Source organism: Citrobacter sp. wls619 (genome assembly GCF_005281345.1).
In the GTDB taxonomy this organism is placed as follows: domain Bacteria; phylum Pseudomonadota; class Gammaproteobacteria; order Enterobacterales; family Enterobacteriaceae; genus Citrobacter.
The window spans coordinates 253,953-276,260 of the sequence record NZ_SZXJ01000101.1; the positions used below are offsets into that span (position 1 = coordinate 253,953).

General features: G+C 51.1%; 21 protein-coding genes. 12 read left to right on the forward strand and 9 right to left on the reverse strand.

Features of this window, described 5'->3' with window-relative positions; all coding sequences use genetic code 11:
- Positions 1-145: 145 nt before the first annotated feature.
- The 5 genes from lon to bolA form a co-directional block, all read right to left on the reverse strand.
- Positions 146-2,500 carry an endopeptidase La gene (lon, locus tag FDX19_RS23725; RefSeq protein WP_003831014.1) on the reverse strand — a complete coding sequence of 785 codons (2,355 nt, stop codon included), beginning with the start codon at positions 2,498-2,500 and terminating at the stop codon, positions 146-148.
- 184 nt (positions 2,501-2,684) lie between these two features.
- Entirely contained in the window at positions 2,685-3,959 is a 1,275-nt protein-coding gene (clpX, locus tag FDX19_RS23730; RefSeq protein WP_040232704.1) for an ATP-dependent protease ATP-binding subunit ClpX, read from the reverse strand.
- Between the two features lie 126 nt (positions 3,960-4,085).
- Positions 4,086-4,709, reverse strand: a complete 624-nt coding sequence (gene clpP, locus FDX19_RS23735) for an ATP-dependent Clp endopeptidase proteolytic subunit ClpP (RefSeq protein WP_003021624.1) — start codon at positions 4,707-4,709, stop codon at positions 4,086-4,088.
- 247 nt (positions 4,710-4,956) lie between these two features.
- Positions 4,957-6,255, reverse strand: a complete 1,299-nt coding sequence (gene tig, locus FDX19_RS23740) for a trigger factor (protein ID WP_137384629.1) — start codon at positions 6,253-6,255, stop codon at positions 4,957-4,959.
- A gap of 345 nt (positions 6,256-6,600) precedes the next feature.
- Positions 6,601-6,918, reverse strand: a complete 318-nt coding sequence (bolA, locus tag FDX19_RS23745) for a transcriptional regulator BolA (RefSeq protein ID WP_040232707.1) — start codon at positions 6,916-6,918, stop codon at positions 6,601-6,603.
- Positions 6,919-7,224: 306 nt separating this feature from the next.
- Here bolA and FDX19_RS23750 point away from each other — a divergent pair, with 306 nt between their 5' ends.
- From FDX19_RS23750 to cyoE, 7 genes are all read left to right on the forward strand, one after another.
- Positions 7,225-7,803, forward strand: a complete 579-nt coding sequence (locus FDX19_RS23750) for a lipoprotein (protein WP_005125164.1) — start codon at positions 7,225-7,227, stop codon at positions 7,801-7,803.
- Positions 7,804-7,850: 47 nt separating this feature from the next.
- On the forward strand, positions 7,851-9,326 hold the full coding sequence (gene ampG, locus FDX19_RS23755; protein WP_137384705.1) for a muropeptide MFS transporter AmpG: 1,476 nt from the start codon (positions 7,851-7,853) through the stop codon (positions 9,324-9,326).
- Between the two features lie 584 nt (positions 9,327-9,910).
- A complete protein-coding gene (cyoA, locus tag FDX19_RS23765; protein WP_137384631.1) occupies positions 9,911-10,867 on the forward strand; it encodes a cytochrome o ubiquinol oxidase subunit II in 957 nt (318 codons plus the stop codon).
- Between the two features lie 11 nt (positions 10,868-10,878).
- Entirely contained in the window at positions 10,879-12,870 is a 1,992-nt protein-coding gene (cyoB, locus tag FDX19_RS23770; RefSeq protein WP_003021610.1) for a cytochrome o ubiquinol oxidase subunit I, read from the forward strand.
- A complete protein-coding gene (locus FDX19_RS23775; RefSeq protein ID WP_003831007.1) occupies positions 12,860-13,474 on the forward strand; it encodes a cytochrome o ubiquinol oxidase subunit III in 615 nt (204 codons plus the stop codon). Before cyoB ends, FDX19_RS23775 begins: the two co-directional genes overlap by 11 nt.
- On the forward strand, positions 13,474-13,803 hold the full coding sequence (locus FDX19_RS23780; protein ID WP_137384632.1) for a cytochrome o ubiquinol oxidase subunit IV: 330 nt from the start codon (positions 13,474-13,476) through the stop codon (positions 13,801-13,803). The genes FDX19_RS23775 and FDX19_RS23780 overlap by 1 nt, the downstream gene beginning before the upstream one ends.
- 11 nt (positions 13,804-13,814) lie before the next feature.
- Entirely contained in the window at positions 13,815-14,705 is an 891-nt protein-coding gene (cyoE, locus tag FDX19_RS23785; RefSeq protein WP_100194043.1) for a heme o synthase, read from the forward strand.
- A 57-nt stretch (positions 14,706-14,762) separates the two neighbouring features.
- Here cyoE and FDX19_RS23790 read toward each other — a convergent pair whose 3' ends face one another.
- Together FDX19_RS23790 and FDX19_RS23795 are read right to left on the reverse strand one after the other, a co-directional pair.
- Positions 14,763-15,101 (reverse strand): DUF1493 family protein, encoded by a 339-nt coding sequence (locus FDX19_RS23790; protein ID WP_249357597.1) that lies wholly within the window; start codon positions 15,099-15,101, stop codon positions 14,763-14,765.
- Between the two features lie 177 nt (positions 15,102-15,278).
- Complete coding sequence (locus tag FDX19_RS23795; protein ID WP_137384633.1) at positions 15,279-15,611, reverse strand: DUF1493 family protein; 333 nt, start codon at positions 15,609-15,611, stop codon at positions 15,279-15,281.
- A 250-nt stretch (positions 15,612-15,861) separates the two neighbouring features.
- Between FDX19_RS23795 and FDX19_RS23805 the strand changes: the two genes are divergently transcribed.
- Complete coding sequence (locus tag FDX19_RS23805) at positions 15,862-17,226, forward strand: MFS transporter (RefSeq protein WP_137384634.1); 1,365 nt, start codon at positions 15,862-15,864, stop codon at positions 17,224-17,226.
- A gap of 46 nt (positions 17,227-17,272) precedes the next feature.
- Here FDX19_RS23805 and FDX19_RS23810 read toward each other — a convergent pair whose 3' ends face one another.
- Positions 17,273-17,764 (reverse strand): YajQ family cyclic di-GMP-binding protein, encoded by a 492-nt coding sequence (locus FDX19_RS23810; RefSeq protein WP_003831002.1) that lies wholly within the window; start codon positions 17,762-17,764, stop codon positions 17,273-17,275.
- Positions 17,765-17,938: 174 nt separating this feature from the next.
- On the opposite strand from FDX19_RS23810, the gene panE reads away from it, so the two are divergent.
- Both panE and yajL read left to right on the forward strand, forming a co-directional pair.
- Positions 17,939-18,850, forward strand: coding sequence for a 2-dehydropantoate 2-reductase (panE, locus tag FDX19_RS23815; RefSeq protein ID WP_137384635.1), 912 nt, complete (start codon positions 17,939-17,941; stop codon positions 18,848-18,850).
- A complete protein-coding gene (gene yajL, locus FDX19_RS23820; protein ID WP_137384636.1) occupies positions 18,813-19,403 on the forward strand; it encodes a protein deglycase YajL in 591 nt (196 codons plus the stop codon). The genes panE and yajL overlap by 38 nt, the downstream gene beginning before the upstream one ends.
- Before the next feature lie 96 nt (positions 19,404-19,499).
- Here the strand turns inward: yajL and thiI are convergent, their stop codons facing one another.
- Complete coding sequence (gene thiI, locus FDX19_RS23825) at positions 19,500-20,948, reverse strand: tRNA uracil 4-sulfurtransferase ThiI (protein WP_137384637.1); 1,449 nt, start codon at positions 20,946-20,948, stop codon at positions 19,500-19,502.
- A 196-nt stretch (positions 20,949-21,144) separates the two neighbouring features.
- Here thiI and xseB point away from each other — a divergent pair, with 196 nt between their 5' ends.
- Positions 21,145-21,387, forward strand: a complete 243-nt coding sequence (gene xseB, locus FDX19_RS23830; protein WP_096759458.1) for an exodeoxyribonuclease VII small subunit — start codon at positions 21,145-21,147, stop codon at positions 21,385-21,387.
- A complete protein-coding gene (gene ispA / locus FDX19_RS23835; protein ID WP_137384638.1) occupies positions 21,388-22,287 on the forward strand; it encodes a (2E,6E)-farnesyl diphosphate synthase in 900 nt (299 codons plus the stop codon).
- Positions 22,288-22,308: the final 21 nt, after the last annotated feature.

Genomic DNA, 22,308 nt, shown 5'->3' on the forward strand with positions numbered 1-22,308 from the left:
TTATATCAGGCCTGCCATGCCCTTACAACACCCGATAATGATGGCAAGCCCAATCCGTTATCTAAATTAGCTATACAAAAAAAGGCTGGCAAGCCCGAAATGGCCTGCCAGCCCTGTTTTTATTAATGCTCTTTGCGCGAGGTCACTATTTTGCTGTCACAACCTGCATTCCAGAGGGTTCATTTTGCAACGCAAGAGTCAGAACTTCCTCAATACGTTTCACCGGGTGAATATTAAGATCGGCAATGACGTTGTCCGGAATCTCTTCCAGGTCACGTTTGTTTTCGTCTGGAATTAAGACCGTCTTAATGCCACCACGGTGTGCCGCCAGCAGTTTTTCTTTCAAACCACCGATAGGCAGAACCTGACCACGCAGGGTGATCTCGCCGGTCATTGCCACATCGGCACGAACTGGGTTACCGGTCAGACATGAGACCAGCGCAGTGCACATGGCAATACCCGCACTAGGGCCATCTTTTGGCGTCGCGCCTTCAGGTACGTGAACGTGGATGTCGCGTTTTTCGTAAAAGTCCGGGTTAATACCCAGTTTTTCCGCACGCGCACGCACCACGGTCAGCGCTGCCTGAATGGATTCCTGCATCACTTCGCCGAGCGATCCGGTGTAAGTCAGCTTACCTTTGCCCGGTACACAGGCGGTTTCAATGGTCAGCAGATCGCCGCCCACTTCCGTCCATGCCAGCCCCGTAACCTGACCGACGCGGTTTTCGTTATCCGCACGGCCATAGTCAAAGCGCTGCACACCCAGGTAGTCGTGCAGGTTATCGCCATTGATCTCGATGTGTTTCAGTGACTTATCGAGTAACAATTGCTTAACCGCTTTGCGGCACAGTTTGGAGATTTCACGCTCCAGACTACGCACGCCCGCTTCACGGGTGTAGTAACGAATGATGCCCACAATGGCGCTATCATCAACCGTCAGCTCGCCTTTTTTCAGCGCATTACGCTCAATCTGTTTTGGCAACAGATGACGTTTAGCAATATTCAGCTTCTCGTCTTCGGTATAGCCAGACAGACGAATCACTTCCATACGATCCAGCAACGGTGCCGGAATGTTCATGGAGTTCGAGGTCGCAACGAACATCACGTCGCTGAGGTCGTAGTCCACTTCCAGGTAGTGATCGCTGAACGCCACGTTCTGCTCTGGATCCAATACCTCAAGCAGTGCTGATGCCGGATCGCCACGCATGTCAGAAGACATTTTGTCGATCTCATCGAGCAGGAACAGCGGGTTTTTAACGCCCACTTTAGCCATTTTCTGGATCAGTTTGCCCGGCATCGAACCGATATAGGTCCGGCGGTGACCACGAATTTCAGCCTCATCACGCACGCCGCCAAGCGCCATACGGATGTATTTACGCCCTGTCGCCTTCGCGATGGACTGACCCAAAGAGGTTTTACCCACCCCCGGCGGTCCAACCAGACACAGGATCGGTCCCTTGATTTTGTTTACACGGCTCTGGACCGCAAGATACTCAAGAATGCGGTCTTTCACGCGCTCCAGACCATAATGGTCGGTATCGAGGATTTCCTGCGCCTGACGCAGGTCTTTTTTGACCTTGCTACGCGCATTCCACGGAACCTGTACCATCCAGTCGATGTAGCCACGCACGACCGTCGCTTCCGCCGACATCGGAGACATCATTTTCAGCTTCTGCAGCTCTGCTTCCGCTTTCTCTTTTGCCTCTTTCGGCATCTTCGCCGCGTCGATCTTACGTTTCAGCGCTTCGTTTTCATCCGGCGCATCGTCCATCTCGCCGAGCTCTTTCTGAATCGCTTTCATTTGCTCGTTCAGATAGTACTCACGCTGGGATTTTTCCATCTGCTTTTTCACGCGGTTGCGAATGCGTTTCTCAACCTGCAGCAGATCGATTTCGGATTCCATCATTGCCATCAGATATTCCAGACGTTCATTCACGTCGGACATCTCCAGCACGGACTGCTTATCCGCCAGCTTCAGCGGCATATGGGCAGCGATGGTGTCCGCCAGACGCGCGGGATCGTCGATGCTGTTCAGCGACGTCAGCACTTCTGGTGGGATTTTTTTGTTTAGCTTGATATAGCCTTCGAACTGGCTGATAGCTGTACGTACCAGCACTTCCTGTTCGCGCTCATCAATAGCAGGCGAATCAAGGTACTCCGCTTTCGCAGAGAAATGCTCGCCGTTGTCTGACAACGCAGAAATACGCGCGCGCTGTAACCCCTCGACCAGCACTTTTACGGTGCCGTCAGGCAGTTTCAGCATCTGCAAAATAGAGGCCACGGTCCCGACGGTGAAAAGATCGTTTACACCCGGCTCATCCGTTGACGCTTCTTTCTGTGCGACCAGCATGATTTTTTTATCATGGTCCATAGCCGCTTCAAGACAACGGATAGATTTTTCCCGCCCTACAAATAAGGGTATGACCATGTGCGGATAAACCACCACATCGCGCAATGGCAATACGGGGATTTCAATGCGTTCAGAACGCTCAGGATTCATAGAGCTCTCTCTTAGTTTAGTTTCCGCCAGGTAATCAGGTGGTACGACTGTGCTTCACACCACCTTTAACATGTATGTCAGTATATGGGGATGTTTCCCACACATTCAACGCCATGTTTACGGAAAAATAAAAGGGGAGATAAAATCCCCCCTTTTTGGTTAAACGACTGTATGAATTGATGAATTATTCGCCAGATGCCTGCTGTGCTTCAGGCTTACCGTAAATCAGCAACGGCTTGCTCTGACCGCCAATCACAGACTCGTCGATCACCACTTTTTCAACGTCTTCCATAGAAGGAAGATCGTACATGGTGTCAAGCAACGCGGCTTCGACGATAGAACGCAGACCACGCGCACCGGTTTTACGAATCATCGCTTTCCTGGCGATAGCATCCAGCGCTTCCTCGCGGAATTCCAGATCCACACCTTCAAGATTGAACAGCGCCTGATACTGCTTAGTCAGGGCGTTTTTCGGCTCTTTCAGGATCTGGATCAGCGCTTCTTCGCTCAGTTCGCTCAGCGTTGCCACTACGGGCAGACGACCGATGAACTCAGGAATCAGACCAAATTTGATCAGATCTTCCGGTTCAACCTGCGACAACAGTTCACCTTCGCTGGCCTTATCGGACTGGGCTTTTACCGTCGCGCCAAAACCAATGCCGGAGCCGGTTTCAACGCGGTTAGCAATCACCTTATCCAGACCGGCGAATGCACCACCGCAGATAAACAGAATCTTGGAGGTATCAACCTGCAGGAATTCCTGCTGCGGATGTTTACGTCCACCCTGTGGCGGAACGGCGGCAACCGTACCTTCGATCAGTTTCAACAGCGCCTGCTGTACGCCTTCACCGGAAACGTCACGCGTAATAGACGGATTGTCTGATTTACGCGAAATCTTGTCGATCTCATCGATATAGACAATACCGCGCTGCGCTTTCTGCACGTCGTAATCGCACTTCTGCAGCAGCTTCTGAATAATATTTTCAACATCTTCACCCACATAACCGGCTTCGGTCAGGGTGGTGGCATCGGCCATGGTGAACGGAACGTCCAGCAGACGCGCCAGCGTTTCAGCCAACAGCGTTTTACCAGAACCCGTCGGGCCAATCAGCAGGATGTTACTTTTGCCCAACTCGACGCCATTGCTGGTGTCGCCGTTGCGCAGACGTTTGTAATGGTTGTATACCGCGACCGCCAGCACTTTCTTCGCCTGTTCCTGACCAATAACGTAATCGTCCAGGTGGTTGCGAATTTCATGTGGCGTCGGCAGCGCACTGCGTTCACGGTGCGGTGCTACTTCCTTAATCTCTTCGCGAATGATGTCGTTACATAAATCAACACATTCGTCGCAGATATACACGGATGGTCCGGCAATCAGCTTACGCACTTCATGCTGGCTTTTGCCGCAAAAAGAGCAGTACAACAATTTGCCCGAGCCATCTTTGCGTTTATCTGTCATGGGTCAAAACCTCTTCTTTGTTCTTTGTGCCGCACACGACGACGCAAATGCCATTCTCAGGCGCAAGACGCTAGTCAGCGTTGTGCCGCTCCAGGTAATTATAGCGGCACACCTGCGCCCTGGGCATTAATTACGATGGGTCAAAATCGAGTCGACCAGGCCGTACTCTACCGCTTCAGAAGCGGAGAGGAAGCGATCGCGCTCGGTATCGCGTTCAATCTGTTCAAGAGATTGACCCGTATGATGCGCCATAAGTTCGTTCATGCGCCCTTTTACCTTCAGGATTTCACGGGCATGAATTTCAATATCCGTTGCCTGACCCTGGTAACCGCCCAGAGGCTGGTGGATCATGACGCGAGAGTTAGGCAGGCAAAAACGTTTACCTTTCGCCCCGGCCGTCAGCAGGAACGCACCCATTGAGGCCGCCTGGCCCATACAAATGGTGCTGACGTCCGGCTTAATAAACTGCATGGTGTCATAGATAGACATCCCGGCAGTGATCACTCCACCAGGGGAGTTGATGTACAGGTAGATATCTTTTTCCGGGTTTTCTGCTTCCAGGAACAGCATCTGCGCCACGATCAGGTTAGCCATATGGTCTTCGACCTGGCCGGTCAGAAAAATGACGCGTTCCTTAAGTAGACGAGAATAGATATCAAAAGAGCGCTCACCACGCGAGGTCTGTTCAATGACCATCGGCACCAGCGCCATATGGGGTGCAAAGTTATCTCGTTCGCCGCTGTATGACATTTCCGTCTCCTGGATAAAATTTGAAAAAACCTGCTGTGCTGATTGTAACCTTATGGACGGATTATCAGCTAGTCCCTCTGTAATGGGTACGACATCGCCATAATTCAAGCATAACAATCTTTTGTTGTAACGCTAACACTGAAACGCTGTTTTCGCACCCTTCCCATGCAAAATGCGTGACAAAAAAAAACCCGCCACCAGAAGGTGACGGGTTTATGTGCGAATTTCGTGCTATAAAAGCGACGAATTACGCCTGCTGGTTCATCAGTTCGTTGAAAGTAGTGGCTTTTTCAGTCACTTTCGCTTTCGCCAGAACCGCTTCAACAGCCTGCTCTTCCAGAGCAACGTTACGCATGTTGTCCATCAGCTCTTTGTTTTTGCTGTAGAACTCAACAACTTCTTTCGGATCTTCGTAAGCAGAAGCCATCTCTTCGATCAGGCCTTTTACGCGATCTTCGTCAGCTTTCAGCTCGTTGGTACGAATCACTTCGCCCAGCAGCAGACCAACAACGACGCGACGCTTAGCCTGTTCTTCGAACAGTTCCCGCGGCAGTTCCAGAGCTTGCTTCTCGTTGCCACCGAAACGCTGTGCAGCCTGGCGACGCAGAACGTCGATTTCGCTGTCGATCAGTGCAGCAGGAACGTCGATGTCGTTGGCTTTAACCAGACCTTCGATCGCCTGAGACTTAACGCGGTTACGCACAGCGCCTTTCAGCTCACGTTCCATGTTTTTACGCACTTCAGCGCGCAGACCTGCTACGGAACCATCTTCAACGCCGAAACGTTTGATGAATTCTTCGGTCAGCTCCGGCAGTTCACGTTCTTCAACTTTCTTCAGGTTGATAACGAATTTAGCAGCTTTACCTTTCAGGTTTTCAGCGTGGTACTCTTCCGGGAAGGTCACGTCGATGGTGAATTCTTCGCCAGCTTTGTGGCCTTTAACGCCTTCTTCAAAGCCCGGGATCATACGACCCTGGCCCATCGCCAGTACGAAGTCAGACGCTTTGCCGCCTTCGAACTCTTCGCCGTCTACAGAACCGGTGAAGTCGATGGTTACACGGTCTTCTGCATCAGCAGCGCCGTCTTTGTCTTTCCAGGTCGCCTGCTGCTTACGCAGGGTATCCAGCATCACGTCAACGTCAGCGTCGGTAACTTCAACAACCGGTTTTTCAACTTCGATTGCGTCCAGACCGGTCAGCTCAACTTCCGGGTAAACTTCGAACTCTACCGCGTAAGTGAAATCTTCACCCAGTTTGTATTCGCCCGGAACGTAGTTCGGTGCGCCAGCCGGATTAATTTTTTCTTTGATGATGGCATCAACGAAGTTACGGCTCATCAGGTCACCCAGAACGTCCTGGCGAACAGAAGCGCCATAACGCTGAGCAACGACATTCATCGGTACTTTTCCTTTGCGGAAACCGTCAATACGCACTTTCTTCGCTACGTTGACCAGCTCGCTTTTCACAGCGGTCTCGATGCTGTCAGCAGCGATAGTAATCGTTACACGGCGGCCAAGGCCTTGAGTGGTTTCAACTGAAACTTGCATCTTGTTACCTCAAAAAATCACAGTGCTCGGTCAACTCTTCTCCGCAAGCACAGGTTGTTGGCTTCGCGGAACTGGGATGTTCTCATAATCAATCACATTCCCTGTCGTCAGAATCATCCCGAAGACATTCCGAAAAATAAGACGCGCATTATAGCGGCATCACTTTTATGAGTCGAGAACGGTTATTGCGCGTTGCTGCGGCTTTTTTCACAATTCCCGGCTAATTTTTGTCTGAATACTGGACGACCTACTCAGAATTCAGACAAAACAAAACGGCCCGCAGGCCGTTTTCACATAATCTGTAGCAACATACTGGAAAAGCGCCGGTTGTTGCAAATCCGTTTTTTAGGCGATGCTTCCCGCTCCACGACACGGGGGGGATGCAAAAATGGTGTCCTGCAGCGCTTCCCACTCCTTAATGGTGTAGGTATGCAGGGCCAGAGCATGTACGGTTGTGGAAAGCTCCGCCGTTAACGTGCTGTAAATCATCCGATGACGATTAAGAAAACGTTCACCTGTAAAGCGATCGCTGACCAGCACAACCTTAAAGTGGCTTTCAGAACCAGCCGGGACATTGTGACGATAGCTTTCATCCACAACTTCGAGGAACACGGGTTGGAACGCTGCCCTTAATTTTTCTTCTATTTGCTCACGAATCATCATGAAATTTTTCCTCCGACAACGCTGAGATGTCACCCATCCCTTTAAATACTAGCCGCTTTTACCGTTTCCATTACACCTTAGCAACAAAAAATTAGCGCTTGTCTGATTTTCTCACCCAAACGAATGAAGTTTACTGATTCTTGTGTTCGCGTTATTGCAAAAAGGCCATTTTGGGTCTCTACAACATCATCAAACGGACAACATGATGAATTTACATGCGTTACCCACTTCCCCTCATCGTTGGCGATGTTATGATGGCGGGAATTTTCGCTAACCATACAATTTAGATTCGCTGAGAGCCCTGGCATGTTTAAAAAAATCCTCTTTCCTTTAGTGGCGCTGTTTATGTTGGCTGGCTGCGCAACGCCGCCCACTACCATCAACGTATCGCCGAAAATTACCCTGCCACAGCAGGATCCGAGTCTGATGGGGGTAACTGTCAGTATCAATGGCGCCGACCAGCGTCAGGATCAGGCGCTGGCAAAAGTCACCCGCGACAATCAACTGGTTACGCTGACTGCGTCTCGCGATCTGCGCTTCCTGCTGCAAGAAGTGCTGGAAAAACAGATGACTGCACGCGGTTATATGGTGGGTCCAAACGGTGCAGTTAACCTGCAAATCATCGTAAGCCAGCTGTACGCTGATGTGTCGCAAGGTAGCGTGCGCTATAACATCGCCACCAAAGCAGACATCGCCATTATTGCAACGGCTGCCAACGGCAACAAGATGACCAAAAACTACCGTGCAAGCTACTCTGTTGAAGGCGCATTCCAGGCCTCTAACAAAAATATTGCTGATGCCGTTAACAGCGTCTTGACCGACACCATCGCTGATATGTCCCAGGACACCAGCGTTCACGATTTCATCAAGCAGAACGCTCGCTAATTTAAGCCCCCTGACCCGGCATTTCGCCGGGTCAGCTTTTAATGCCCATGTCCAATCACTATTTACGTATTTTTCAGCAACCAAAATCAGCGATTCTGCTGATGTTAGGTTTTGCTTCCGGTTTACCGCTCGCCCTGACCTCAGGTACGCTTCAGGCGTGGATGACGGTCGAAAATATCGATCTGAAAACTATCGGTTTCTTTTCTCTGGTCGGCCAGGCCTACGTATTTAAGTTTCTCTGGTCCCCGGTAATGGACCGCTATACCCCACCGTTTTTAGGTCGTCGTCGCGGTTGGCTGCTGACTACCCAGGTATTGCTTCTTATTTCCATCGCCGCGATGGGTTTTCTGGAACCTGGCACACAGTTACGCTGGATGGCGGCACTCGCAGTGGTGATCGCATTTTGTTCGGCGTCGCAGGATATTGTTTTTGACGCCTGGAAAACAGACGTTTTACCAGCAGAAGAACGTGGTACCGGTGCAGCAATCAGCGTACTGGGTTACCGCCTGGGGATGCTGGTTTCCGGTGGTCTGGCACTGTGGATGGCCGACCGCTGGCTCGGCTGGCAAGGTATGTACTGGCTGATGGCCGCGCTACTGATTCCCTGCATTATCGCCACCCTGTTAGCACCCGAACCCACTGACACCATTCCCGTGCCTAAAACATTGGAACAAGCGGTTGCTGCGCCACTGCGTGACTTTTTTGGTCGTAACAACGCCTGGCTGATATTGCTGCTCATTGTGCTGTACAAGCTCGGTGATGCTTTCGCCATGAGCCTGACCACGACGTTTTTAATCCGCGGTGTCGGATTTGATGCCGGTGAAGTCGGCGTCGTCAATAAAACGCTGGGACTGCTGGCGACAATAGTCGGCGCGCTGTACGGTGGGATCCTGATGCAGCGTCTTTCGCTGTTTCGCGCGCTACTCATTTTCGGCATTCTGCAGGGCGTATCGAATGCCGGATACTGGCTGCTTTCTATTACCGACAAGCACATGTTCAGTATGGCGGCAGCGGTTTTCTTCGAAAACCTGTGCGGCGGGATGGGTACTGCGGCGTTTGTCGCCTTATTAATGACGCTGTGCAATAAATCCTTCTCCGCAACGCAGTTCGCCCTGCTCTCCGCGCTTTCCGCTGTGGGGCGCGTTTATGTCGGCCCAGTGGCAGGTTGGTTCGTCGAGGCGCACGGTTGGCCAACGTTTTATCTGTTTTCCGTGTTTGCTGCGATCCCTGGACTCCTGCTGCTGCTGGTTTGTCGCCAGACGCTGGAACATAGCTGGCAAAATGAGAGTTTTATTCCACGCACAGAGTTCCGTGGGGCGTACAATCTTGCTTTGATGACGCTGGTGACGGGCTGCTGTTTGCTGGCTGTTTGGCTGTTGCTGCTCACCATGAACGCACTGGATTACACCAACTTCTCTTTCCTGGCTGAGCTGCTTGAAGTCTCAGTCGCGGTCGCCATCTGTGGCGTCGTATTTGGTGGGTTACTGGACTATCTTGCACTACGAAAAACACGTCTGATGTGATGTTGCGTATTTATGCTCTAAATAATTCGAGTTACGGGAAGGCGGCGACGCAGCAAATCCCCAGGAGCTTACATAAGTAAGTGACTGGGGTGAGCGAGGAAAGCCAACACACCCGTAGCTTGAAGTATGACGAGCATATTTGGCCGTTGTAATCACCTTGCGTAATTATAACGGCTAAATAAACAGCAGTTAATGAAAATAATATTTGTTGTTTTGTGCGCCATAGAATTTGGAAATTATTGACTCCTTTTATAAATTCTATTTCCCTTACTCGATTCAGCCGAATCACATTTATTTTTTGTTCTTTATTTGTCTTTTTATTGATAATCAATTGTTAAACAATTGTTTTATTTTCGTATTGGTTATACCAATTGCCCTCAACAGCGCCCCTGCTCACCCGCTTTCGTTATAACGTGATGTTGCAACAGGTTCTTAAAGCCGAAGCGACATATATTGCAACATATGTGACATGCGCGGCAGAACCCGGTAACACAGATCCAATGATGTTTACAGTAATGTAACCTTCCCGTAAAATGCCCTCACACTTTAAACGCCACCCGGTCCCGTGGAATTGAGGTCGTTAAATGAGACTCAGGAAATACAATAAAAGTTTGGGATGGTTGTCATTAATTGCAGGCACTGCATTACTCAGTGGCTGTAATTCTGCGCTGCTTGACCCTAAAGGACAGATTGGACTGGAACAACGGTCATTGATACTGACGGCATTTGGCCTGATGTTGATTGTCGTTATTCCTGCCATCTTGATGGCTGTTGGTTTTGCCTGGAAGTACCGTGCAAGCAATAAAGATGCGAAGTACAGCCCGAACTGGTCACACTCCAATAAAGTGGAAGCTGTGGTCTGGACGGTGCCTATCTTAATCATCATTTTCCTTGCCGTTCTGACCTGGAAAACCACTCACGCTCTTGAGCCAAGCAAACCGCTGGCGCATGACGAGAAGCCCATTACCATCGAAGTGGTTTCCATGGACTGGAAATGGTTCTTCATCTATCCGGAACAAGGTATCGCTACCGTGAATGAAATCGCCTTCCCGGCGAATACTCCGGTTGAATTCAAAGTGACATCCAACTCCGTGATGAACTCCTTCTTTATCCCGCGTCTGGGTAGCCAGATTTATGCCATGGCCGGCATGCAGACTCGACTGCATCTGATCGCCAACGAAGTCGGTACTTATGATGGTATCTCCGCAAGTTATAGCGGACCAGGCTTCTCCGGTATGAAGTTCAAGGCTATCGCAACAAAGGACCGCGCCGAATTCGACCAATGGGTTGCTAAAGCTAAACAGTCCACGGACACCATGAGCGACATGGCTGCGTTCGAGAAAGTGGCTGCGCCAAGCGAATACAACTCGGTGGAATACTTCTCCAACGTGAAACCGGATTTGTTTAAAGACGTTATTAACAAATTTATGGCTCACGGTAAGAGCATGGACATGACCCAACCCGAAGGTGAGCACAGCGCACACGAAGGCATGGAAGGCATGGACATGAGCCACGCGGAATCCGCGAACTCAAGGGGCTGAGGAAGAATACGATGTTCGGAAAATTGACACTGGATGCAGTTCCGTTCCATGAACCAATCGTCATGGTTACGATCGCTGCCATTATCATCGGTGGTGCGGCCTTACTCGGCCTTATCACTTACTTCGGTAAGTGGACCTACCTGTGGAAAGAGTGGCTAACTTCGGTTGACCACAAACGCCTTGGCATCATGTATGTCATCGTCGCAATCGTCATGTTGATTCGTGGCTTTGCTGACGCCATCATGATGCGTAGTCAGCAAGCGCTGGCTTCTGCAGGTGAAGCGGGCTTCCTGCCTCCTCACCACTACGACCAGATCTTCACGGCTCACGGCGTGATTATGATCTTCTTCGTGGCAATGCCATTTGTTATCGGTCTGATGAACCTGGTGGTTCCACTGCAGATCGGCGCACGTGACGTTGCATTCCCGTTCCTGAACAACCTGAGCTTCTGGTTCACCGTTGTCGGCGTCATTCTGGTTAACCTGTCTCTGGGTGTAGGTGAATTCGCACAGACCGGTTGGCTGGCCTATCCGCCACTCTCGGGAATAGAGTACAGTCCAAGCGTCGGGGTCGATTATTGGATATGGGCGGTCCAGTTGTCCGGTATCGGTACAACGCTGACCGGTATCAACTTCTTTGTGACCATCATTAAGATGCGTGCACCAGGAATGACCATGTTCAAGATGCCGGTATTTAGCTGGGCATCTCTGTGCGCAAACATCCTGATTATCGCGTCTTTCCCAATCCTGACGGTTACCGTCGCGTTGCTGACCCTGGATCGCTATCTGGGCACCCATTTCTTTACCAACGATATGGGCGGCAACATGATGATGTACATCAACCTGATTTGGGCCTGGGGCCATCCGGAAGTGTACATTCTGGTTCTGCCGGTGTTCGGTGTGTTCTCCGAAATCGCTGCAACCTTCTCGCGTAAACGTCTGTTTGGTTACACCTCGCTGGTGTGGGCAACCGTGTGTATCACCGTTCTGTCGTTCGTTGTTTGGCTGCACCACTTCTTCACCATGGGTGCAGGCGCTAACGTAAACGCCTTCTTCGGTATCACCACCATGATTATCGCCATCCCGACCGGGGTGAAGATCTTCAACTGGCTGTTCACCATGTATCAAGGCCGTATCGTATTCCACTCAGCAATGCTGTGGACGATTGGCTTTATCGTCACCTTCTCAGTCGGCGGCATGACCGGCGTACTGCTGGCGGTGCCGGGTGCGGACTTCGTACTGCACAACAGCCTGTTCCTGATTGCGCACTTCCATAACGTTATCATCGGCGGCGTCGTATTTGGCTGCTTCGCAGGTATGACCTACTGGTGGCCAAAAGCGTTTGGCTTCACGCTGAACGAAACCTGGGGTAAACGCGCATTCTGGTTCTGGATCATCGGCTTCTTCGTGGCATTTATGCCGCTGTACGTGCTGGGCTTTATGGGTATGACCCGTCGCCTCAGCCAGCAGATTGACCCTCAGTTCCATCCAATGCTGGTCGTTGCCGCTTGCGGCGCCGCGCTGATTGCACTGGGTATCCTGTGCCAGCTGATTCAGATCTACGTGTCTATTCGCGACCGCGAGCAGAACCGTGACCTGACCGGTGACCCATGGGGTGGTCGTACGCTGGAGTGGGCAACCTCTTCCCCGCCTCCGTTCTATAACTTTGCCGTTGTGCCGCACGTTCACGAGCGTGATGCCTTCTGGGAAATGAAAGAAAAAGGTGAAGCGTACAAGCAGCCTGCGCACTATGAAGAAATTCATATGCCGAAGAACAGCGGTGCCGGTATCGTCATTACCGCCTTCGCAACGCTGTTTGGTTTCGCCATGATCTGGCATATCTGGTGGCTGGCGATTGCAAGCTTCGCAGGCATGATCATCAGTTGGATCGTGAAAAGCTTTGATGAAGACGTGGATTACTACGTGCCGGTCCCGGAAGTCGAAAAACTGGAAAACCAGCATTTCGATGAGATTACTAAGGCAGGGCTGAAAAATGGCAACTGATACTTTAACGCACGCGACTGCCCACGCGCACGAACACGGGCACCACGATGCAGGCCAGACCAAGATCTTCGGATTCTGGGTCTACCTGATGAGCGACTGCATTCTGTTCTCTATTCTGTTTGCAACCTATGCCGTTCTGGTGAACGGCACCGCGGGTGGCCCAACAGGTAAGGACATTTTTGAACTGCCGTTCGTTCTGGTTGAAACATTCCTGCTGTTATTCAGCTCCATTACTTACGGCATGGCAGCGATTGCCATGTACAAGAACAACAAGAGCCAGGTTATCTCCTGGCTGGCGTTGACCTTCTTGTTCGGTGCCGGATTCATCGGGATGGAACTCTATGAATTCCATCACCTGATTGTTAACGGTATGGGCCCGGATCGCAGCGGCTTCCTGTCTGCGTTCTTCGCGCTGGTCGGCACGCACGGTCTGCACGTCACCTCCGGTCTTATCTGGATGGCGGTGCTGATGGTGCAAGTTGCTCGTCGCGGCCTGACCAGTACTAACCGCACCCGCATCATGTGTCTGAGCCTGTTCTGGCACTTCCTTGATGTGGTGTGGATCTGTGTGTTCACTGTTGTTTATCTGATGGGGGCGATGTAATGAGTCATTCTAACGAGAGCGGCGGCGCATCCCATGGCAGCGTAAAAACCTACATGACAGGGTTTATCCTGTCGGTAATCCTGACGGTCATTCCGTTCTGGATGGTTATGACAGGTTCTGCCTCTCCTGCCGTCATTCTGGGAACTATTCTGGCAATGGCAGTGGTACAGATTCTGGTGCACCTGGTGTGCTTCCTGCACATGAATAGCAAATCTGATGAAGGTTGGAACATGACGGCCTTTGTCTTTACTGTGCTAATCATCGCCATCCTGGTTGTGGGCTCCATCTGGATTATGTGGAACCTGAACTACAACATGATGATGCACTAAGAGCGGCGATTATGATGTTTAAGCAATACCTGCAAGTAACGAAACCAGGCATCATCTTTGGCAACCTGATCTCGGTGATTGGGGGATTCCTGCTGGCCTCGAAAGGCAGCATTGATTATCCCCTGTTTATCTACACGCTGGTTGGGGTGTCACTGGTTGTGGCGTCGGGTTGTGTATTTAACAACTACATCGACAGGGATATCGACAGGAAGATGGAGAGGACCAAAAACCGCGTGCTGGTTAAAGGTCTGATTTCCCCTGCGGTCTCGCTGGTCTACGCCACCCTGCTGGGTATTGCTGGCTTTATGCTGCTGTGGTTTGGCGCAAACCCTCTGGCCTGCTGGCTGGGGGTAATGGGCTTCGTGGTCTATGTGGGCGTCTATAGCCTGTATATGAAGCGCCATTCCGTTTACGGTACGCTGATTGGCTCACTCTCCGGCGCAGCACCGCCGGTGATTGGCTACTGCGCCGTAACCGGTGTGTTCGATAGCGGTGCGCTGATTCTGCTGGCTATTTTCAGCCTGTGGCAGATGCCGCACTCTTACGCGATTGCGATTTTCCGCTTTAAGGATTATCAGGCTGCCAACATCCCGGTACTGCCGGTGGTGAAAGGTATTTCGGTCGCGAAGAACCATATCACGCTGTACATCGTGGCATTTGCTATTGCCACACTGATGCTAACCCTGGGCGGCTATGCAGGATATAAATACCTGATTGTTGCAGCGGCGGTGAGCGTCTGGTGGTTGGGCATGGCGCTGCGCGGTTATAAAGTGGAAGATGACAGAGTCTGGGCGCGTAAGCTGTTCGGTTTCTCCATCATCGCCATTACCGCGCTCAGCGTGATGATGTCCGTCGACTTTATGGTGCCAAACTCGCAGAACCTGCTGACTTACGTCTGGTAAGAATCTGCAGATACGAAAAGGGTGCTCCGGCACCCTTTTTATTGGCAAGAATGTTATTCAGTTATAGAGCCATTTCCCAGCCTTTGCTGACTCAATAATCATACCTACTGTCAAAGGCTTTAACTCAATTTCAGGAGGGTCTTTTCGCCAGAAAGGGTATTCTTGTTCAATATAATTCCTTCCATCAAACGTCGAATATTCAATATCAAAATGCTCAAATAAATCAGCCAAAAAATCATACGCATCTTCCGGAACAAACTGAAAGTCATCCTTAAGGGTCCATTCTTTAGTGACCTGCTTAAGACCAGGTCTGAACCAACGTTCCCTAATTGGGTAATTCTTCATGATGTACTCAATAACTTCAGCTTCATAATTTCTCATCAGAAAGATGTCCATTGAATGCGTTCTTTTTGGCGCGCTAATGTGATGATATCATTAGACTTTATGATGCATAATTCACACAATCTGTTGACCTGGGTTGGGTAAATTCAGCGAATGCTAACAGGGTACTTCGGCATCTTTTTTTACTACGCGATTTTGAGAGCGTCAGGTCTCGTCTTTTTGTTCATCAGGTCAGATCTCAAACAGCCATTTCCCCGCTTCAGCCGACTCAGCAAACATCCTTACGGTTAACGGTAAACGTGTTGCTTCCACTTCTTCCCGGTTAGCTTTGAACCATCTCGTGAATAGTGGCAGATTGTGCCATGGATAATAAGGTTTCCAGTTCACACATGATAAATCGACTTTGAACTCTTTCTCATATCTATCCAGAGCACTGTGGAGATCATCACCGGGAGCGTCAAACAATTCTGAGTCGAGTTCTAAAGGAAGCTCCTTCCAGTTTTCATCCAAAAACCCAGGTATTTCTTCCCTGAAAAGCTTTAATACATCGTCTTGAATACTCATTAGATTGATGTCCACTAAATACAGTCATCAGCTTGAAGCAATTGATTATATTTATCGCGAAATACCATTTTCCTTTTCCCTCTTTCCATTAGAAACAACCACAAAAAGACTACACCTGTAATTATCGCAAGTAAATTAGTTGCAATTGTAACTATTTCAATTTTCCCGCTACACAATTCCACATATCGTAGTGGTTTACCCCATTCCTTCCCCGCTTTACACTAGGCGCGAAATTAATACAGAGGTGGGAATGAACGATTACAAAATGACGCCCGGTGAGTTGCGCGCCACCTGGGGTTTAGGGACCGTATTCTCGTTGCGCATGCTTGGCATGTTTATGGTCCTGCCGGTTCTGACCACATACGGTATGGCGCTACAAGGTGCCAGCGAAGCGCTGATAGGCCTTGCCATCGGTATTTATGGTCTGGCACAGGCCGTTTTCCAGATCCCCTTTGGTCTGCTCTCTGACCGTATCGGTCGTAAGCCGCTTATCGTCGGGGGGCTGGCGGTATTCGTTCTCGGCAGCGTGATTGCCGCCCTTTCCGATTCAATCTGGGGAATTATTCTCGGCCGGGCGCTGCAAGGCTCTGGCGCGATTGCCGCTGCCGTGATGGCGCTGCTGTCTGACTTAACCCGCGAACAAAATCGCACCAAAGCAATGGCGTTTATCGGCGTTAGCTTTGGTATCACTTTCGCCATTGCGATGGTGCTGGGGCCCATCGTCACCCACGCGCTGGGATTACACGCGCTGTTCTGGATGATTGCCGCGCTCGCCACCACCGGTATTGTGCTGACCATTTGGGTCGTTCCCAATAGCACCAGCCACGTGCTGAACCGCGAATCAGGCATGGTCAAAGGCAGCTTCAGTAAAGTCCTGGCAGAGCCTAAACTGCTGAAGCTCAATTTCGGCATCATGTGTCTGCACATTTTACTGATGTCCACCTTCGTCGCCTTACCAGGCCAACTGGCGAAAGCGGGCTTCCCCGCCGCCGAACACTGGAAAATTTATCTGGTGACGATGCTGTTGTCTTTTGTTTCCGTGGTGCCGTTCATCATTTACGCCGAAGTGAAGCGCAAGATGAAACGCGTGTTCCTCGCCTGCGTGTTACTGATCCTTATCGCAGAGATTGTATTGTGGAGCGCTAACATTCGTTTCTGGGGCCTGATTGCCGGCGTGCAGATATTCTTCCTCGCCTTCAACCTGATGGAAGCCCTCCTCCCCTCGCTTATCAGCAAAGAGTCCCCGGCTGGCTATAAAGGCACGGCGATGGGCGTTTACTCCACCAGCCAGTTTCTTGGCGTGGCGATTGGCGGTTCGCTCGGCGGTTGGGTGGTTGAAATGTTTGATGGTCAGGCGGTATTTCTGGCCGGTGCACTTCTGGCGGCAGTTTGGTTGGCGGTGGCAAGTACAATGAAAGAGCCGCCATATGTCAGTAGCCTGCGCGTGGAAATCCCACCAGAGATTGCTGCGGATGACACCCTGAAGCAGCGTCTGCTGGCAAAAGAAGGGATAAGCGAAGTGTTAATTATCGCGAAAGAGCATTCAGCCTACGTGAAGATCGACAGCAAAGTGACAAATCGATTTGAGGTTGAACAGACGATTAGCCAGGCTTGAAGATGAGATTTGTCAGATGGCGGCTCACGCCATCTGACATAACGACTTAATCGCGGAAGTTCTTGAACTGGAACGGCTGTCCGAGATCACCACCGCGAACCAGCGCCATAACGGATTGCAGATCGTCACGCGCCTTACCGGTCACACGAATTTCTTCGCCCTGAATCTGCGCCTGCACCTTCAGTTTGCTGTCTTTGATCAACTTGACAATTTTCTTCTGCACTGCGCTTTCAATGCCTTGCTTCAGCTTAGCTTCGACAAACCAGGTTTTACCGCTGTGCACGAAAGTTTCTGGTACATCCAGCGACGTGCCTTCAATGCCACGTTTCAGCAGCTTGGCACGCAAAATATCCAACAACTGATTAACCTGGAAATCAGACTCGCTCAGCACCTTAATCGTCTTATTTGACTCGTTCAGCTCAAAAGTCGCCTCAACGCCACGAAAATCGAAGCGTGACTCCACTTCACGGCTGGCATTATCAACCGCGTTACGGGCTTCCTGAAGATCAACTTCAGAAACAATATCGAAAGATGGCATCTTTTCCTCTCCCTTCATTTTTGATGCGAAGCATAATACCTGCAAAGTTACTCAACAGACAGCGCTATACTAGGCTGTATCCTTTAATTGTACGTGGTACTGATAGCTGCGAACAATAATGGGATGTAGCGGATATGGATTAACACCTGGTGCTGTTGCAGGTGAGGAGGAAGAATGAAAATTACCGTACTGGGATGCGGAGCGTTAGGCCAGCTTTGGCTAACCGCGCTATGCAAACATGGACATGAGGTGCAGGGGTGGCTACGCGTACCGCAACCCTATTGCAGCGTGAACCTGATCGACACGGATGGATCCGTTTTTAATGAATCCCTGACGGCAAACGACCCCGACTTTTTGGCGAAAAGCGACCTGCTGCTAGTCACCCTCAAAGCCTGGCAGGTTTCTGATGCGGTAAAAGGCCTGGCCGCAATTCTGCCTGAAACCACTCCTATTCTGCTGATTCACAACGGCATGGGAACGATTGAAGAGTTGCATAACATTAAGCAACCTCTGCTGATGGGCACCACCACTCACGCGGCACGCCGTGACGGGAACGTTATTATTCATGTCGCCCAGGGCACAACGCGCATCGGTCCGGCGCGTGAACAAGACGGTGATTTCAGTTATCTGGCTGAAATCCTGCAAGATGTCCTGCCTGATGTCGCCTGGCACGACACTATTCGCGCCGAGCTTTGGCGCAAACTGGCCGTCAACTGCGTCATTAATCCACTCACCGCACTCTGGAACTGTCCCAACGGCGAGCTGCGTCAGCATCCAGAAAAAATAGCGTTGATATGCGAGGAAGTGGCGGCGGTCATCGAGCGCGAAGGCCACCACACATCAGTGGATGATTTACGCTATTATGTCGAGCAAGTGATTGACAGTACGGCGGAAAATATCTCATCAATGCTGCAGGATATTCGTGCCTTGCGTCATACTGAGATCGACTACATTACCGGTTATTTGTTAAAACGCGCACGTGCGCACGGCATCGCCGTCCCGGAAAATGCCCGCCTGTTTGAAATGGTAAAGCGAAAGGAGAGTGAGTATGAGCGCTCAGGCACTGGTTTGCCTCGCCCCTGGTAGTGAAGAGACCGAAGCGGTCACCACTATCGATCTGCTGGTTCGTGGCGGCATTAAAGTCACGACCGCAAGCGTCGCCAGCGATGGCAACCTGACGATTGTCTGTTCGCGTGGCGTAAAATTACTGGCTGATGCGCCCCTGGTCGAAGTTGCGGACGGCGATTTCGACATTATCGTGTTGCCTGGAGGCATTCAAGGCGCCGAGTGTTTTCGCGATAGCCCTCTACTGGTCGAAACCGTGAAACAGTTTCATCGCTCCGGGCGCATTGTCGCGGCAATCTGTGCCGCTGCCGCCACCGTGCTCGTCCCGCACGATATTTTCCCCATCGGTAACATGACCGGTTTTCCGGCGCTGAAAGACAAAATTCCCACCGATCAGTGGCAGGACAAGCGAGTGGTATGGGATCCACGTGTCAACCTGTTAACCAGCCAGGGACCGGGGACTTCCATCGATTTCGGTTTAAAAATCATTGATCTGCTGGTGAGTCGCGAAAAAGCTTACGAAGTGGCATCACAACTGGTGATGGCTGCGGGAATTTATAACTACTACGAGTAAGCATACTTGTCGGATGGCAGCGTAAACGCCTTATCAGACCTACAAAAACGTACAATTTGTAGGCCTGATAAGCGCAGCGCCATCAGGCAAAAGGGACTACGGGCGATACACCTTCACGTTTTCAAAGCCCTGCTCGCGCAGATACAGCGCCTGCAGACGGCTCATCACCCCGCGTTCACACCACAGCAGCCAGGTTTTATTCTGGTCCAGATCGCCGAATTTGGTGCTCAACTTGTAGAACGGCAGAGAAACCACATCCACACCTTCCACCTTCAGCGGTTTGTCATCCTGTTCATCCACGGAGCGAATATCCAGAATCACATCGTTAGGGCCAAAGCCGCTCACGGTTTCAACTTCCACCACGGTCTGCTGCGTCTGCTGGGCAATGTCGCGAATATCGATATTGTTGGCTTCTTCAACCACTTTATCGAGGATCGAGAAATCGAAGTTTTCTTCTTCGGCCTCAATCTTCGCTTTAACCGCTTTCACCGTCGGGCTTTTTGAAATCACCCCACAGTATTCCGGCATGGTACGGGCGAAGTCTTCAGTACCGATTTCACGCGCCAGATTGATGATGTGCTCTTTATCATGGGAGATAAGCGGGCGCAGGATCAGGGTGTCAGATACGTTGTCGATTAAACGCAGATTGGTCAGCGTCTGGCTGGACACCTGGCCCAGCGCTTCACCGGTCACCAGCGCCTGTACGCCATAGCGTTCAGCCACTTTAGACGCCGCACGGACCATCATGCGCTTAAGGACCACGCCCATCTGACCGTCGTCGACTTTTTCCAGGATCTCACCGACCACTGGTTCAAAGTTGATCGCAACAAAACGTACGCGATGTGAGCTACCAAAGCGGTTCCACAGATAATGCGCCACCTGGCGAACGCCGATTTCATGCGCAGCGCCGCCGAGGTTGAAGAAGCAATAGTGTACGCGGCAGCCGCGACGCATCAGCATGTAGCTGGAAACGCCGGAGTCGAAACCACCGGAGATCAGCGACAGTACGTCTTCTTGTGTACCAATCGGGAAACCGCCGATACCTTCATAGCGGCCTTTAACCAGCAGCAGACGGTCGTTTTCGATTTCAAGATTAACCGTCACATCCGGCTTCGTCAGCTTCACGCGTGCAGATTCAATATGCTGATTCAGTCCGCCGCCAACATAACGTTCCACCTCGATGGAGCTAAACTCATGCTTGCCGCGGCGCTTGACGCGCACACAGAAGGTTTTTCCTTCCAGTTGATCGCGATACTGCACCAGCGCTTTCTCGAAAATATCGTGCATATCAGTAAACGGCACGTCTTCTACTTCGAGAATATGGTGAATACCCGGGATTCGGGTTAACGCGTCACGAATATCGAGACGCTGGCTTTCATCTTTGGCGCGAACCTCAACGTGATCCCAGTGACGGACAACGGCAAGGTCTTCATCGTAGTGCTTTAAAACGTTACGGATGTTCCCTGTCAGAATTTTTATAAAGCGCAAACGCACAGATTGGCTTTTGATGGTGATTTCTGGGAACAATTTAATGATAAACTTCATGGCGGCAATGGTTCTTTGGCAAGTCTGAACGACTTGTGATGGAAAATAATACAGCAGCCCATACCCGCGACTGCATCCAAGCGCGCAAGTATACCACCATCGCGCGGCTACTGTGCACATTGCGCGTTATTTGCTTATCAGTGCGAGTCCGTTACCATAGTCTTGTGCTGTCAATACAGAGAGTCAGACATTCATTATGCCGAAGAAAAATGAAGCGCCCGCCAGCTTTGAAACTGCGCTGAGCGAGCTGGAACAGATTGTCACCCGTCTGGAAAGCGGCGATTTGCCGCTGGAAGAGGCGCTGAACGAATTCGAACGTGGCGTACAGCTGGCACGTCAGGGACAAGTCAAATTGCAACAGGCTGAACAGCGCGTGCAAATCCTGCTGTCAGAAACTGAAGACGCCGCCCTCACGCCTTTTACACCGGATAATGAGTAAATGGATTTTACGCAGCAGCTACAGGCTTGCGTTGAGCAGGCTAACCAGGCACTGAGCCGTTTTATCGCGCCACTGCCCTTTCAGAACACTCCCGTGGTCGAAACCATGCAGTATGGCGCATTATTAGGCGGTAAACGTCTGCGCCCGTTTTTGGTGTATGCGACCGGTCAGATGTTTGGCGTGAGCCTGAGTACGCTTGACGCCCCCGCCGCCGCGGTTGAGTGCATCCATGCCTATTCGCTGATACACGATGATTTGCCCGCGATGGACGACGATGATCTGCGTCGCGGTCTGCCAACCTGCCACGTCAAGTTTGGCGAAGCGAATGCGATTCTGGCCGGTGATGCGCTGCAAACGCTGGCGTTCTCTATTATCAGCGACGCCCCGATGCCGGAAGTCGCCGACCGTGACCGCATCGCGATGATCTCTGAACTGGCTCAGGCCAGTGGTATCGCCGGTATGTGTGGCGGTCAGGCGCTGGATCTGGCAGCAGAAGGTCAGCAGGTAGAACTGGCGGCGCTGGAGCGTATTCATCGCCATAAAACCGGCGCATTGATTCGCGCCGCCGTTCGTCTGGGTGCGTTAAGTGCTGGCGATAAAGGGAGAGAACTTCTGCCGATACTCGACACATACGCCGAAAGTATCGGTCTGGCCTTCCAGGTTCAGGATGACATACTGGATGTGGTAGGCGATACTGCAACATTGGGTAAACGTCAGGGTGCCGACCAGCAGCTTGGCAAAAGTACCTATCCTGCACTTCTGGGTCTTGAGCAAGCCCGGAATAAAGCCCGGGATTTAATTGAGGATGCCCGCCAGTCGTTAAGTTTGCTGGCCGCACAGTCTCTCGATACCTCGGCACTGGAAGCGCTAGCGGACTACATAATCCAGCGTGATAAATAAACCAACATATCCAATGAGCTT

Bases quoted from the DNA above. Each gene is read 5' to 3' on its own strand.
- lon (WP_003831014.1), bottom strand. From the start codon at position 2,500: ATGAATCCTGAGCGTTCTGAACGCATTGAAATCCCCGTATTGCCATTG.
- clpX (WP_040232704.1), bottom strand. From the start codon at position 3,959: ATGACAGATAAACGCAAAGATGGCTCGGGCAAATTGTTGTACTGCTCT.
- clpP (WP_003021624.1), bottom strand. From the start codon at position 4,709: ATGTCATACAGCGGCGAACGAGATAACTTTGCACCCCATATGGCGCTG.
- tig (WP_137384629.1), bottom strand. From the start codon at position 6,255: ATGCAAGTTTCAGTTGAAACCACTCAAGGCCTTGGCCGCCGTGTAACG.
- bolA (WP_040232707.1), bottom strand. From the start codon at position 6,918: ATGATGATTCGTGAGCAAATAGAAGAAAAATTAAGGGCAGCGTTCCAA.
- FDX19_RS23750 (WP_005125164.1), top strand. From the start codon at position 7,225: ATGTTTAAAAAAATCCTCTTTCCTTTAGTGGCGCTGTTTATGTTGGCT.
- ampG (WP_137384705.1), top strand. From the start codon at position 7,851: ATGTCCAATCACTATTTACGTATTTTTCAGCAACCAAAATCAGCGATT.
- cyoA (WP_137384631.1), top strand. From the start codon at position 9,911: ATGAGACTCAGGAAATACAATAAAAGTTTGGGATGGTTGTCATTAATT.
- cyoB (WP_003021610.1), top strand. From the start codon at position 10,879: ATGTTCGGAAAATTGACACTGGATGCAGTTCCGTTCCATGAACCAATC.
- FDX19_RS23775 (WP_003831007.1), top strand. From the start codon at position 12,860: ATGGCAACTGATACTTTAACGCACGCGACTGCCCACGCGCACGAACAC.
- FDX19_RS23780 (WP_137384632.1), top strand. From the start codon at position 13,474: ATGAGTCATTCTAACGAGAGCGGCGGCGCATCCCATGGCAGCGTAAAA.
- cyoE (WP_100194043.1), top strand. From the start codon at position 13,815: ATGATGTTTAAGCAATACCTGCAAGTAACGAAACCAGGCATCATCTTT.
- FDX19_RS23790 (WP_249357597.1), bottom strand. From the start codon at position 15,101: ATGGACATCTTTCTGATGAGAAATTATGAAGCTGAAGTTATTGAGTAC.
- FDX19_RS23795 (WP_137384633.1), bottom strand. From the start codon at position 15,611: ATGAGTATTCAAGACGATGTATTAAAGCTTTTCAGGGAAGAAATACCT.
- FDX19_RS23805 (WP_137384634.1), top strand. From the start codon at position 15,862: ATGAACGATTACAAAATGACGCCCGGTGAGTTGCGCGCCACCTGGGGT.
- FDX19_RS23810 (WP_003831002.1), bottom strand. From the start codon at position 17,764: ATGCCATCTTTCGATATTGTTTCTGAAGTTGATCTTCAGGAAGCCCGT.
- panE (WP_137384635.1), top strand. From the start codon at position 17,939: ATGAAAATTACCGTACTGGGATGCGGAGCGTTAGGCCAGCTTTGGCTA.
- yajL (WP_137384636.1), top strand. From the start codon at position 18,813: ATGAGCGCTCAGGCACTGGTTTGCCTCGCCCCTGGTAGTGAAGAGACC.
- thiI (WP_137384637.1), bottom strand. From the start codon at position 20,948: ATGAAGTTTATCATTAAATTGTTCCCAGAAATCACCATCAAAAGCCAA.
- xseB (WP_096759458.1), top strand. From the start codon at position 21,145: ATGCCGAAGAAAAATGAAGCGCCCGCCAGCTTTGAAACTGCGCTGAGC.
- ispA (WP_137384638.1), top strand. From the start codon at position 21,388: ATGGATTTTACGCAGCAGCTACAGGCTTGCGTTGAGCAGGCTAACCAG.